Below are 12,164 nucleotides of genomic sequence, written 5' to 3'. Positions count from 1 at the left end.
CCTGTTTGGTTAACGAGCCTTTAACCAAACCTGGAAGTCGACCGTTCACCGACAACAAAAAAAGCCCGGCATTGGAGGGGCCGGGCAAAGTGAGCGGTAAACCGCCATGGAAGGAAGTAGAGAACCGGCGGCGAAACCGCCGGTATAATGCCTGGAAACCCGTTTCCCCTGGTGATCAGGAGTGATACGCAGCCTCGCCATGCGAGGCGAGATCTAGACCTTCGCGCTCTGCTTCGACTGGAACACGCAGGCCGATGACGACGTCAACGATCTTGTAGAGGATTGCCGAACCGATACCTGTCCAGAGGATCGTCACGAGAACACCCTTCAGCTGGGCGTAAACCTGCGTTGCCGTGCCGGCGTAAGTGGCTGCGAAGTCAGCCGTGGAATAATCCACGATGCCTGCGCCGCCGAGAGCAGGGTTGACGAAGACACCGGTGAGCAGCGCGCCGATGATGCCGCCGATGCCGTGGATGCCGAACACGTCAGCCGTATCGTCGTAACCGAACTTGTTCTTCACCGTGGAGCAGAAGAAATAGCAGATCGGCGAAACGGCGAGACCCATGACTATAGCGCCCATCGGACCAACGAAGCCGGCAGCAGGCGTGATGACGACGAGACCGGCAACGGCACCGGACACAGCGCCTAGCATGGAAGCCTTTCCGCGCGTCATGGCTTCGACCAGCGACCAGGACAGAAGAGCCGCCGCGGTTGCGACGAAGGTATTGATCATGGCAAGCGCCGTATAGGCGTTGGATTCAAGGTTAGAACCAGCATTGAAGCCGAACCAGCCAACCCACAGAAGACCGGCGCCGATCAGCGTCATGGTCATCGAGTGAGGAGCCATCATGTCCTTGCCGTAGCCTATACGCTTGCCAATCATGATGCAGCCGACGAGACCTGCGATACCAGCATTGATGTGAACGACGGTGCCGCCCGCGAAGTCGATAGCGCCGAAGCCATAGATCAGGCCGGTCGGATCGGTATAGGCGCTCGGGCCACCCCAGAACCAGACCATATGGGCAATCGGGAAATAGATGAAAGTAAGCCACAGGGCCGTGAACAGGATGACGGCGGAGAACTTGATACGCTCTGCAAAGGCGCCGATAATCAGAGCTGGTGTAATGGCCGCGAACGTCATCTGGAAGCAGACAAAAACCAGTTCCGGGATGGCCACACCCTTGGTGAAGCTCTCCGTCATTGTGGTGACATCAACGCCCTTGAGGAACATCTTGGAGAAGCCGCCGACGAAGGAGTTGAGGCCACCACCGCTGGTGAAGACAAGCGAATAGCCGTAGATGACCCAGATGATCATGGCGACCGCTGCGATCGTCGTTACCTGCATGAGAACCGAAAGCATGTTCTTTGCACGGACAAGACCGCCGTAAAATAGGCCGAGACCTGGCACGGTCATCAACAGGACCAGCAGGGCCGATACCAGCATCCAGGTGGTATCACCCTTGTTGACCGTCATGGCAGGTGCCACAGCTGCGGCAGCGGCTGGTGCCGCATCCTGTGCGAAAGCAACGACCGGCGCGAGAAGCGCAACCGACGCCGCTCCGAGCCGCACGAGCGTGGTTTGGAACGTGTTGAACGACATGTAGAAAAACTCCCCTGGATCAACCGTGCTTAAAGCGCTTCTGTATTGGTTTCGCCGGTACGGATGCGCACGGCCTGCTCGATCGAGTAAACAAAGATCTTGCCGTCACCGATCTGGCCTGTCTTAGCGGCCGATGCGATGGCTTCCACGGCCTTGTCGACGACGTCGGACGCGACCGCAATCTCGACTTTCAGCTTTGGCAGGAAGCTGACGGCATATTCGGTGCCACGATAGATTTCGGTATGTCCCTTCTGGCGCCCGTAACCCTTAACCTCGGTTACGGTCAGGCCCTGAATGCCGACAGCCGTGAGGGCTTCGCGCACCTCATCCAGCTTGAATGGCTTGATAATGGCCATCACGATTTTCATGTGGTTTCCCATCCTTTGTTAATCGGCGAGCAGCCGAACTCTCCTGGCCGCTGGCTGAAGCGTGAGCAGCGACTGAGCGATTACATTCAAGGGCCGTGCCAGATTCTCGCCACAAAAATAAGTTATTGAATTATAAAGAGAAGATCGTTGTCGAGGCAACAAAATGCAAATGAGCGCCAAATAGGCGCTCATTTAATAGGCGAATTTTTTGATTTGCATAAATTTTATTCAGTTGCTCGTTTCCGAATCAGACCTTCCTGCGCAACCGAGGCAATCAGCTCACCGGAACGGGTAAACAACTGCCCGCGCGTCATGCCCCGCGCCCCGGAAGAACTCGGACTGTCCTGCGTATAAAGCAGCCAGTCATCGAGCTTCGAAGGCCGGTGAAACCACATGGCATGGTCGAGACTGGCCGCCTGGATGGACGGATCGAAAATCGTTCTTCCATGCGGATAGAGCGAGGTATCGAGCAATGTCATATCCGAGAGATAGGCAAGAACTGCCGCCTGATAATGCTGATCATCCGGCACCTCTCCGGTCGCCCGCACCCAGATGTGCTGCTCGGGTTTGAGCTTTTCCTGTGACACATAATGCACGAGCGAAACGGGACGGATCTCCACCGGACGCTTGCGGCCCCAGTATTTTTTCACCGGCTCCGGCGCATGGGCCAGAAACATCTTCTGGAACTCATCTTCAGACATCAACTGCTCTGGCTGCTTCACGTCCGGAATGGTTGCCTGATGCTCGTAGCCGGGTTCTTCCAGCTGGAAGGACGCAGACATCGCAAAAATGGCCTTGCCGTGCTGGATGCCGGTAACGCGCCGCGTGGTGAAGCTGCCGCCGTCGCGCAAGCGCTCGACCTGATAGACGATCGGCACCTTGGGATCGCCCGGCAGCAGAAAATAACCGTGCAGCGAATGGACCAGCCTGTCGGCGGTGACAGTACGCTGCGCCGCCATCAGGGCCTGGGCAATGACCTGCCCGCCGAAGACACGCTGCCAGCCGATCTGCGGGCTCTCGCCCCGAAACAGGTTTTCCTCCAGCCGCTCAAGGTCCAGTGTTTCGATCAACTGATCGATTGGCGATAGATGTTCGTTTGCCTGCGGCATTTTTAACTGTCTCCAGCGGTAGGAAGCGCGTGTTCGATGATCTATATACCCATCAGACCATTCTCAAGTGCGGCAGGAGCGAACCCATGCTGGATATGCTGATTGTTGGCGGCGGATATGTTGGCCTCTCGGTTGCTGTGGCCACGAAGCAGGCGGCGCCGCATCTCAGCGTCGAAGTGATCGAAGCCGCGCCGGAAAGCGTGTGGCAGAAGGACGAGCGCGCCTCGGCCATCATTGCCGCTGCAACGCGCATGCTGGAAGTGCTGGGCGTATGGGATGAAATTCTTCCTCATTCGCAGCCCATCACCAGCATGATTGTGACTGATTCGCGCACGTCCGATCCCGTTCGTCCGGTCTTCCTGACCTTCGATGGCGAAGTGGAAGAGGGCCGACCCTTTGCCCATATGGTTCCCAACGTCGAAATGGTCCGCGCCCTCCGCGGCGCCTGTGAACGGCTCGGCATTACGATCCGTCACGGTGTGTCGGCCACGGGCTTTGCTGCGGGTCCGCATTCCGCAAACCTGACGCTTTCCAATGGCGAGGTTCTGGAAACCAAGCTTGTGGTGGCTTGCGATGGCGTGCGCTCCAAGCTGCGCGACATGGCGGGCATCAAGACCGTTCGATGGGATTACGGCCAATCCGGCATCGTGACCACTGTCGAGCATGAGCGCCCGCATAACGGCTGCGCAGAAGAACATTTCCTGCCCTCCGGCCCCTTCGCCATTCTGCCGCTGACCGGCAATCGCTCCTCGCTGGTGTGGACGGAGCGGACAGGCGATGCCGACCGCCTCGTTGCCTCCGACGACCTGATTTTCGAAGAAGAACTGCAGCGCCGCTTCGGCCGCAAGCTGGGCGCAATCACGGTGGTGGGCGGACGCAAGGCTTTCCCGCTTGGTCTCACCCTGTCCCGCGCATTCGTAGCGCCCCGCCTTGCATTGGCAGGGGACGCAGCCCATGGCATTCACCCGATTTCCGGACAGGGCCTGAACCTTGGCTTCAAGGATGTGGCCGCTCTTGCAGAAACGATCGTCGAGGCGGACCGTCTGGGCCTCGACATCGGCGCCGTGCATATCCTGGAACGCTACCAGTCGTGGCGTCGTTTCGATACATTTCGTATGGGCGTGACGACCGATGTGCTGAACCGCCTGTTCTCCAACGACATTGCGCCGATCCGGATTGCCCGCGATTTCGGTCTGGGCGTCGTCGAGCGGTTGCCGAAGCTGAAGTCCTATTTCATCGGAGAAGCAGCTGGCACCAAGGCCAAAAACAGCCCCCGCCTTCTGATGGGCGAAACAATCTGAATCCCACGAACCATTTCAGTCTTCGAGGCGACGAGCCTCGGAGACCAGCATGATGGGAATGCCGTCGCGGATGGGATAGGCAACCTTCGCGGCCTCGGAGATAAGTTCGTTCGTCTCGCGATTGTAGACGAGCCGTGATTTTCCGAGCGGACACACCAGAAGATCCAGCAGCTTCGGATCAACTTTCGCCAGTTTCTCGTCCATCCTGAAAGCCTGCCGATTATTGTAGCGTTGTCTCGGAACCGCCGCTGGCGAGGAAGATCTCGGTTATGGCGATGAGCGTATCCGCCCGCGTTTTAAGGTCAGGCGCTTCAAGCAAAGCCTGCTTTTCAGCAGGGCCGAAGGGCGACATCATCGATAGCGAATTCACGAGCGTCCTGTTGCCGGCTCTTTCCACACTGTCCCAGTCAGCCTCAAGCTTGTTGGCATCGAGATAGGCCCGGAAAACGCGTAGGAGTTCCGGGCGATCAACGGTCGAATCATCTTCCTCAGAGGAAAGGTCGCTCATAAACGGCATGAAGCGCACGGTGCGATAAGGATGGCCTTCGCCGACCTCCTCCATCAGCCGGAAACGGCACACACCACTCAACGACGTGATGTAGCGACCGTCGCCCGTTTCTGCAAACGAGGTAATCCGCCCGATGCAACCCACGGAACTGAGAGCCGGGCGAATACCTTCGCCACCCTCGCCGAGAACCGGCTGGATCATGCCGATCAAGCGGTTACCCGCCAGTGCCGCATCGAACATGGCGAGATAGCGCGGCTCGAACACGTTGAGCGGCAATTGACCACCGGGGAGCAAGAGCGCCCCCGTCAGCGGAAAGACCGGGATGGTTTCCGGCAGATCCTCGCGTTTGACGTATCTGGCGTTGCCGACATGCATGAGCCCATCTTCCTCCAGAACCGAATAAATTCCACACCCTATCTGGGGCGCCAAGCCTGCTTTCACAAGGCTTTGTGCCGATATCGAAGCCGATCAGGAAAACAGGATGGACGAAAGCTTGCGCCGGGCCGCAATCGTCGCCGGATCCTTGACACCCCAGGCTTCGAAGAATTCCAGCAACTGGCGGCGCGCGCCGTCATCATCAAAGGCACGATCCTTACGCATGATGTAGAACAGGTGCTCGGCGGCTTCGTTGCGATCACCTTGGACGTTGAGGATCTTCGCAAGCTTCATGCGCGATTCGTGATGATCCGGATTGAGTGACAGCTCATGCTCCAGCGCCTGTGGATCACCCAGCTTACGGGCTTCGGCAATCTGGTTGAGCTTCAGCGAAACAGCCTGCACCTCCGGCTGCTTGGAAATGTCTTCCGGCAGCGAATCCAGCATTTGCTGCGCCCGTTCCGTCTGGCCAAGGTTGAGAAGGCACTCGATCATGCCGGCAACTGCTTTGCCGTTTTCCGGATCCGCCTGCAGAACCGCCGCGTAAAGCTGGGCCGCACCATCCGTATCGCCAGAAGTGAGAAGCCCCTTCGCCTCTTCCAGGACGGATTCGATTTCTGCAGCCTCATCCGCGCCGGCGGGACCGCCGATCTTGTCGATGAACTGGCGGATCTGGCTTTCGGGAATGGCACCCATGAAGCCATCCATCGGACGACCGTTCACGAAGGCGATGACCGCCGGGATGGACTGAATGCCCAACTGACCGGGAATGGACGGGTGATCATCGATATTGAGCTTGACCAGCTTGACCCGGCCCTGCGCTTCGTTGACCACCTTCTCGAGCGCAGGCGCGAGCTGCTTGCAAGGACCGCACCAGGGCGCCCAGAAATCAACCAGCACTGGCTGACGACGGGATTCTTCCAGCACGTCCTTGGTGAAGCCTGCCGTCGTCGTATCCTTGACGAAGCCGCCGGCAGCAGAACCGGCAGGCGTTGCCGCCGGGGAAGATCCAAAACTCATCGTTCCGGTCATCTGGCTGCCATAGCCATTGCTATACGGATTGTTCGGACCGCTCATGAATGTCTCCCCAGACGGTAAGTGTCATGCGACTTGTGCTTGAACAGATCGTATGTCAGTCCGCGACTTTCAAGACAAGCGGATCGTGACCCGTCGCCTTCAAGAAGCAAATGAGGTCGTCCCGCCCGATCGAGGTCGTCGCGTCATTGCGCAGAGGGTGGCCGTTGATGATGTCGTACTGCATCAAGCCCTCATCCAGCACGAATGTAACCTTGTTTTGCGTATCGTTGATGGCGCCGAACACGGTGACCGACCCCGGCACTACGCCCAGATATTCCAGCATCTTTTCCGGGCTGCCGAAGGACACGCGGCTGGAAGCGCCGATAATCTTGTGAATCTGCTTCAGATCCACCGTCGCACGCTCTTCCACTGTGACGACGAAGAACTGGTCCTTCTTGTCCTTCACGAACAGGTTCTTCGTATGCCCACCCGGGATCTCATCGCGCAGACTTTCCGACTCGGCGACGGTGAAAACCGGCGGATGGTTCTTGGTGCTGTGCTGAATGCCAAGCTCATCCAGAAAGGCGAAAAGCTGCTCGGCGGTCTTGGGATGGTCGGCGGTCGGGGAAGGCGTGATCATGACAAATGCAATCCGAACTCATTCAAGGGTGTCGTGGGCAGGAAGAACCTGCCGCTTTGCGCCGGACTATAGAACATCTCGCTGACGACGCCATCAGGAGAAGTGTCATATGACAGGCGCCAAACCGGCAAAATCGCAGGAAGGAAGTTTACGATCTTCGAGAACCGTCTCAGAGCGGCCAAACCTTGATTTGGTGACTTCATAAAAGCACCAGCCCGATTGATGCGAAAAATATTCATTAGTTTCAATTTCTTAGAAGAAAAAAACAAAAAATCACGCCTCGATGTCATTTCCCTGTTGCATTCAAAAAGCAGTTAGGCCATATAGCCCTCGTCGCCGCAAGACAGCGACCAACGGCCTAGCGATCTACCCCAGGCTGTTGAATTGGTGAGCGGGTGTAGCTCAGGGGTAGAGCACAACCTTGCCAAGGTTGGGGTCGAGGGTTCGAATCCCTTCGCCCGCTCCAATCCTCTCATAGGTTAAAATAAGATTGAATTGGACCTCCGCCTGAGCGGGGACTTTGCTATTTGCTCCAAACTGCTGAACCTGTAGGGTGAGGACCCCATCATCTTGTTGAAATGGTGTGAGGCGATCCGGATGAGATACGAGGCGAAAAACGCAGGCGATACTAAAGTATCGGCGAGGCTTTTCAACGATGTAGATCGCCGGATCGCCCACATTCGAAGAACGCGTGAACGGCTTCGATCTGCTGTGTCGAAGCCCTTGAATGGGTCTGGAACCCATCCATGCGTGCTTCTCCTTGCATATCTTTGCCGTTCATCGCGCCATTTCAAAAATATGATGAGGTCCTCACCCTAATCAACGTAAGCTCTCTTCTGACCCAAGATGACGACTGCCGTTGAATGACGGTTCATTTTGCCTTGAGGTTTTTCGTGCCGACCGGACTTGCCCATGCCGAGCTGATTGCCGTGCTTGCCGCCGTCACTGGTGATGAGCCGCGCGTGATGACGATTCGGTCTGGTGACGCCCTGCCCTCCGGTCCGTTTGAGCTTGCACATCGCAGCCTTCAGGCAGGACTTCGCGAATGGGTGGGCGACCAGACGGGCCATCCCGTTGGCTATCTCGAACAGCTCTATACCTTTGCAGACCGTGACCGCACCCAGGACACGGGCTACTCGCGCACCATTTCCATCAGCTATCTGGGCCTTGTGCGCGAACAGGCAGCGCCCGGTGCCGGAAAACCGGGCTGGCACGGCTGGTATGAGTATTTTCCATGGGAAGACCACCGCAAGGGCGCACCTGATTCCCTGCAAGCAATCGCGGAACATCTGCAACGCTGGGCGGAACGGGACACCTCCCGCCGAGACCATCGCCGCCGCCGTATTGAATTTGCCTTCGGGCTGCACGGCGCCGCCTGGAACGAAGACCTGACGCTTCAACGCTACGAGCTGATGTATGAGGCGGGGGTGGTTGCCGAATCAGGCGGCGAAGAATTCGTTGCAACCGGCCGGTCCATGTTTGCCGATCATCGTCGCATTCTCGCCACCGGCATTGCCCGTCTGCGTGCCAAGATCAAATATCGCCCCGTTGTCTTTGAACTCATGCCGGAAAGCTTCACTCTGCTGCAATTACAGCGCACCGTGGAGGCCTTGGCGGGCCTTACCCTGCATAAACCAAACTTCCGCCGCCTGATCGATTCGCAAGACCTCATAGAGGAAACCGGTGACGTAACCAGCGAGACCGGTGGACGCCCTGCCAAGCTTTTCCGCTACCGCCATGCGGTTCTGGAAGAGCGTGCTTTTTCCGGCTCGAAACTTCCCATCTCCCGCAATTGACATAAACTCCAAATGAGAATATCTCTGCGCCCGCGATATACTCAAGTCGAGTATAAAGGAGGTCGCGATGAATTCTCCCGTTTCCGTTTCTACGCTGTATGAGCGGGTCAGCCGGATCATGCCCAAGGCCGAATGGATGGCGCATGAGGCCGACGTTGGAGCCATCCTTGAATTGAAACGCACGAAGAACGCGGTCATTCTGGCGCACAACTATCAGACGCCCGAAATCTTCCACGGCGTGGCAGATATCGTAGGCGATAGTCTGGCGCTGGCCCGCAAGGCCATGGACGTCGATGCCGATATCATCGTTCTGGCGGGCGTGCATTTCATGGCGGAAACCGCCAAGCTGCTGAACCCGTCGAAGACTGTTCTGATCCCGGATATGCGGGCTGGCTGTTCGCTGGCCGATTCCATCAAGCCGGAAGATATCGCCCTTTTGCGACAGGCACATCCGGGCGTTCCCGTCGTGACCTATGTGAACACATCGGCTGCCGTAAAAGCCGCTTCCGATATCTGCTGCACCTCCGGCAATGCCAAGGAAGTGGTGGAATCACTCGGCGTTCCGAAAGTCCTGATGTTGCCGGATGAATATCTGGCGCAGAACGTGGCCCGACAAACCCATGTCGAACTGATTGCCTGGAAGGGCCACTGCGAGGTTCACCAGCTTTTCACGCCGCAAGATATTCGCGACCTGCGCGAGGCGCATCCGGGCGTTATCGTGCTTGCCCACCCGGAATGTCCGCCAGAGGTGGTGCTGGAAGCGGATTTTGCCGGATCGACCGCTGTGATGTCCGATTATATCGCCAAAGAGAAGCCGCCGCGCGTGGTACTTCTGACCGAATGCTCCATGAGCGACAATGTGGCGGCCAACAACCCGGATGTGGAATTCATACGCCCCTGCAATCTCTGCCCGCACATGAAGCGCATCACGCTTGCCAATATTCGCGAGGCGCTGGAAACCGGCACGCATGAGGTGACCGTGGACCCGGCGGTCGCGGACAAGGCGCGCCTTGCGGTCGAGCGTATGCTGGCCGTGAAATGAGCACGCAAAGCCCAGACCTTCCGGTCATCGTCGTTGGCAGCGGCATTGCGGGCCTGACGACAGCCCTGGCAATGGCACCGCGCAAGGTTCTGCTGATCACCAAGGCAGGTCTTGGGCAGCAGACCTCCAGCGCCTGGGCGCAAGGGGGCATTGCCGCAGCCGTCGGCCCTGATGACAGCGCAGAGCTTCATCTCTCTGATACGCTGGCCGCTGGCGATGGTTTGGTGGACGAAGAGGCGGCACGCTTCATTCTCACCCGTGCTGCCGATGCCATCCACTGGCTGGAACGTCAGGGGGTGCAATTCGACAGAACGTCAGATGGCGAATTCTCGCTCGGGCTCGAAGCCGCCCATTGCCGTCGTCGTATTGTGCATGCCAGCGGCGATGCCTCCGGAGCTTCCGTCGTCAATGCCTTGATCCGACAGGTGCTGGATACGCCTTCCATAACCGTGATGACAGGAGCGCAAGCGCAGCGCCTGCTGGTGGCGGAAGGCCGGGTTGTGGGCGTGGAAATTTCCGCTGGCGGTTCAACCGAAACGCTCCTCGGCAGCACCGTGGTGCTGGCAACCGGCGGCATTGGCGGGCTTTACGAGGCAACGACCAATCCAACCGGCAATTTTGGCCAGGGCATTGCGCTTGCCGCGCGCGCCGGTGCCACGCTTGCCGATATGGAATTCGTTCAGTTCCACCCCACCGCACTTGCCAGCCCGCGCACGCCGCTTGCTCTCATCAGCGAGGCGGTGCGCGGCGAAGGTGCGGAACTGCGCAACGAACGGGGCGAGCGCTTCATGGCCGACGTGCCGGGTGCTGAACTTGCCCCGCGCGACGTGGTGGCGCGTGCCATCAGCGCGGAAATTGCCCGTGGCGGGCGCGTGTTTCTCGATGCGCGGCCAGCCCTGGGAAATCGCTTCGCGGCCCGTTTCCCCGGCATTACAGCCCTCTGCCATGAGGCCGGTATCAATCCTGCACGGGAGGCAATCCCCGTCCGCCCCGCTGTTCACTACCACATGGGTGGCGTGGCAACCGATCTCGCCGGACGCACCAGCGTGGAAGGTCTGTGGGCCGTGGGCGAAGTGGCGGCAACCGGCCTGCATGGCGCAAACAGGCTGGCCAGCAACTCGCTGCTGGAAGCAACGGTGATGGGACTTGTAGCGGCAGGAGACATCGCCCGCACCCCGCCGCATCCGGCACCGGCCTATCTGGAACCGCTGGAGGCCCGGCGCGTGGCACCACCCGATGCAAATCTTCGCGGATTGGTCTCGCGCAGCCTCGGCGTGCTGCGGCATGAGACGGGATTGAAGCAGGCGCTCCACCAGCTCCGGCCACTGGCGCTGGCACAGGGTTCGGATGCTGCGCTTGTTGCACTTGCTATCGCCGCCTTCGCGCTCAACCGGCGGGAATCGCGTGGTGCCCATGCGCGGACGGATTTTCCGCAAACCTCGGACCAACCAACCCGCCAGTTCCTCACCCTGCCCGAAATCATCGAACGCACGCGGACGCTAGAAAACGCACCGCTACCACTCACCGCCTGAGACAAGGTTTTCACAATGCAGCTTGCCCCCCTGCCCCGCCCGGTATTCGAACCGGCTGTTCGTCTGGCGCTTCAGGAAGATCTGGGCGCTGCGGGTGACATTACCTCCGCCGCCGTCGTACCGGCAGGCCACCGCTCGCGGCTGGAATTTCGCGCCCGTCAGGCCGGGTGCCTTGCGGGCGTGGATGTGGCAGCGCTCGCCTTCGAACTCATCGACCCCACCATTCGCATGCTAAGCCATGTAAAGGACGGTGAGCGGCTGGAACCCGGCACGCTGATTGCGACCGTCGAAGGTTCATCCCATGCGCTTCTAACGGCGGAGCGCACGGCTCTGAACTTCATGGGGCATCTTTCCGGCGTGGCGAGCGTCACGCGCTCCATCGTCGATACGATTTCGGGCACCAAGGCAAAGCTTGCCTGCACACGCAAGACGACACCGGGCCTGCGGGCGCTGGAAAAATACGCCGTGCGGGCGGGCGGCGGCATCAACCACCGCTTCGCGCTTTATGACGCCATCCTCATCAAGGACAATCACATCGCCATTGCAGGCGGCGTGAGAGCCGCGATCCACAGCGCCAAGGCCGCCGCAGGCCACATGGTTAAGATCGAGATCGAGGTGGATACGCTCGATCAGCTGCGTGAGGTGCTGGACGAAGGCGTCGATGCCGTGCTGCTCGACAACATGACGTCTGCGCAGCTTGCGCAAGCCGTGGCGCTGGTGGATGGCCGCGCACTCACCGAAGCCTCCGGCGGCATCACACCCCACACCGCCCGCGCCATTGCCGAAAGCGGCGTCGATCTTCTCTCCGTCGGCTGGATCACCCACAGCGCCCCGACACTCGATATCGGGCTGGATTGGCAGGCGAATGGGTGAGAA

General features: G+C 59.1%; 13 protein-coding genes and 1 tRNA gene. 6 read left to right on the top strand and 8 right to left on the bottom strand.

The genetic code is table 11. The features are described from left to right. Positions 1-175 precede the first annotated feature (175 nt). The 3 genes from MUU53_RS01470 to tesB form a co-directional block, all read right to left on the bottom strand. Positions 176-1,600: an ammonium transporter gene (locus tag MUU53_RS01470; RefSeq protein ID WP_247259283.1), complete on the bottom strand. Its 1,425-nt coding sequence runs from the start codon at positions 1,598-1,600 to the stop codon at positions 176-178. Positions 1,601-1,629: 29 nt separating this feature from the next. Beyond that, positions 1,630-1,980, bottom strand: a complete 351-nt coding sequence (locus MUU53_RS01465; protein ID WP_062556182.1) for a P-II family nitrogen regulator — start codon at positions 1,978-1,980, stop codon at positions 1,630-1,632. 212 nt (positions 1,981-2,192) lie between these two features. Further along, a complete protein-coding gene (gene tesB, locus MUU53_RS01460; protein WP_247259282.1) occupies positions 2,193-3,077 on the bottom strand; it encodes an acyl-CoA thioesterase II in 885 nt (294 codons plus the stop codon). Between the two features lie 86 nt (positions 3,078-3,163). Between tesB and MUU53_RS01455 the strand changes: the two genes are divergently transcribed. Further along, positions 3,164-4,378, top strand: a complete 1,215-nt coding sequence (locus MUU53_RS01455) for a ubiquinone biosynthesis hydroxylase (RefSeq protein ID WP_247259281.1) — start codon at positions 3,164-3,166, stop codon at positions 4,376-4,378. A gap of 15 nt (positions 4,379-4,393) precedes the next feature. Here the strand turns inward: MUU53_RS01455 and MUU53_RS01450 are convergent, their stop codons facing one another. The 5 genes from MUU53_RS01450 to MUU53_RS01430 form a co-directional block, all read right to left on the bottom strand. Then, complete coding sequence (locus MUU53_RS01450; protein ID WP_247259280.1) at positions 4,394-4,582, bottom strand: Trm112 family protein; 189 nt, start codon at positions 4,580-4,582, stop codon at positions 4,394-4,396. 16 nt (positions 4,583-4,598) lie between these two features. Further along, a complete protein-coding gene (locus MUU53_RS01445; RefSeq protein ID WP_247259279.1) occupies positions 4,599-5,261 on the bottom strand; it encodes an LON peptidase substrate-binding domain-containing protein in 663 nt (220 codons plus the stop codon). Between the two features lie 93 nt (positions 5,262-5,354). Beyond that, complete coding sequence (trxA, locus tag MUU53_RS01440; RefSeq protein ID WP_247259278.1) at positions 5,355-6,338, bottom strand: thioredoxin; 984 nt, start codon at positions 6,336-6,338, stop codon at positions 5,355-5,357. Positions 6,339-6,393: 55 nt separating this feature from the next. Next, the gene (locus MUU53_RS01435) at positions 6,394-6,918 is read right to left on the bottom strand and encodes a prolyl-tRNA synthetase associated domain-containing protein (protein WP_247259277.1); all 525 of its coding nucleotides are present in this window, start codon (positions 6,916-6,918) and stop codon (positions 6,394-6,396) included. After that, entirely contained in the window at positions 6,915-7,157 is a 243-nt protein-coding gene (locus tag MUU53_RS01430; RefSeq protein ID WP_247259276.1) for a hypothetical protein, read from the bottom strand. The genes MUU53_RS01435 and MUU53_RS01430 overlap by 4 nt, the downstream gene beginning before the upstream one ends. A gap of 152 nt (positions 7,158-7,309) precedes the next feature. Between MUU53_RS01430 and MUU53_RS01425 the strand changes: the two genes are divergently transcribed. The 5 genes from MUU53_RS01425 to nadC all read left to right on the top strand — a co-directional run bounded on the left by MUU53_RS01425 (position 7,310) and on the right by nadC (position 12,161). After that, positions 7,310-7,384: transfer RNA gene (locus tag MUU53_RS01425), tRNA-Gly, on the top strand. A 397-nt stretch (positions 7,385-7,781) separates the two neighbouring features. Beyond that, a complete protein-coding gene (locus MUU53_RS01420) occupies positions 7,782-8,714 on the top strand; it encodes an NUDIX hydrolase (RefSeq protein ID WP_247259275.1) in 933 nt (310 codons plus the stop codon). A gap of 67 nt (positions 8,715-8,781) precedes the next feature. Continuing rightward, positions 8,782-9,756, top strand: a complete 975-nt coding sequence (nadA, locus tag MUU53_RS01415; RefSeq protein WP_247259274.1) for a quinolinate synthase NadA — start codon at positions 8,782-8,784, stop codon at positions 9,754-9,756. After that, the gene (locus MUU53_RS01410; RefSeq protein WP_247259273.1) at positions 9,753-11,288 is read left to right on the top strand and encodes an L-aspartate oxidase; all 1,536 of its coding nucleotides are present in this window, start codon (positions 9,753-9,755) and stop codon (positions 11,286-11,288) included. Before nadA ends, MUU53_RS01410 begins: the two co-directional genes overlap by 4 nt. Positions 11,289-11,303: 15 nt before the next feature. Continuing rightward, positions 11,304-12,161: a carboxylating nicotinate-nucleotide diphosphorylase gene (gene nadC / locus MUU53_RS01405; protein WP_247259272.1), complete on the top strand. Its 858-nt coding sequence runs from the start codon at positions 11,304-11,306 to the stop codon at positions 12,159-12,161. Positions 12,162-12,164: the final 3 nt, after the last annotated feature.

It is taken from the genome of Affinirhizobium lemnae (assembly GCF_022968395.1).
In the GTDB taxonomy this organism is placed as follows: domain Bacteria; phylum Pseudomonadota; class Alphaproteobacteria; order Rhizobiales; family Rhizobiaceae; genus Neorhizobium; species Neorhizobium lemnae.
The sequence above is the reverse complement of the archived record's forward strand: the minus strand, read 5'-3'. Positions and strand labels throughout refer to the sequence as shown.

Coding starts and splice junctions, on each gene's coding strand:
- MUU53_RS01470 (WP_247259283.1), bottom strand. CDS start 1,600: ATGTCGTTCAACACGTTCCAAACCACGCTCGTGCGGCTCGGAGCGGCG.
- MUU53_RS01465 (WP_062556182.1), bottom strand. CDS start 1,980: ATGGGAAACCACATGAAAATCGTGATGGCCATTATCAAGCCATTCAAG.
- tesB (WP_247259282.1), bottom strand. CDS start 3,077: ATGCCGCAGGCAAACGAACATCTATCGCCAATCGATCAGTTGATCGAA.
- MUU53_RS01455 (WP_247259281.1), top strand. CDS start 3,164: ATGCTGGATATGCTGATTGTTGGCGGCGGATATGTTGGCCTCTCGGTT.
- MUU53_RS01450 (WP_247259280.1), bottom strand. CDS start 4,582: ATGGACGAGAAACTGGCGAAAGTTGATCCGAAGCTGCTGGATCTTCTG.
- MUU53_RS01445 (WP_247259279.1), bottom strand. CDS start 5,261: ATGCATGTCGGCAACGCCAGATACGTCAAACGCGAGGATCTGCCGGAA.
- trxA (WP_247259278.1), bottom strand. CDS start 6,338: ATGAGCGGTCCGAACAATCCGTATAGCAATGGCTATGGCAGCCAGATG.
- MUU53_RS01435 (WP_247259277.1), bottom strand. CDS start 6,918: ATGATCACGCCTTCCCCGACCGCCGACCATCCCAAGACCGCCGAGCAG.
- MUU53_RS01430 (WP_247259276.1), bottom strand. CDS start 7,157: ATGAATATTTTTCGCATCAATCGGGCTGGTGCTTTTATGAAGTCACCA.
- MUU53_RS01420 (WP_247259275.1), top strand. CDS start 7,782: ATGACGGTTCATTTTGCCTTGAGGTTTTTCGTGCCGACCGGACTTGCC.
- nadA (WP_247259274.1), top strand. CDS start 8,782: ATGAATTCTCCCGTTTCCGTTTCTACGCTGTATGAGCGGGTCAGCCGG.
- MUU53_RS01410 (WP_247259273.1), top strand. CDS start 9,753: ATGAGCACGCAAAGCCCAGACCTTCCGGTCATCGTCGTTGGCAGCGGC.
- nadC (WP_247259272.1), top strand. CDS start 11,304: ATGCAGCTTGCCCCCCTGCCCCGCCCGGTATTCGAACCGGCTGTTCGT.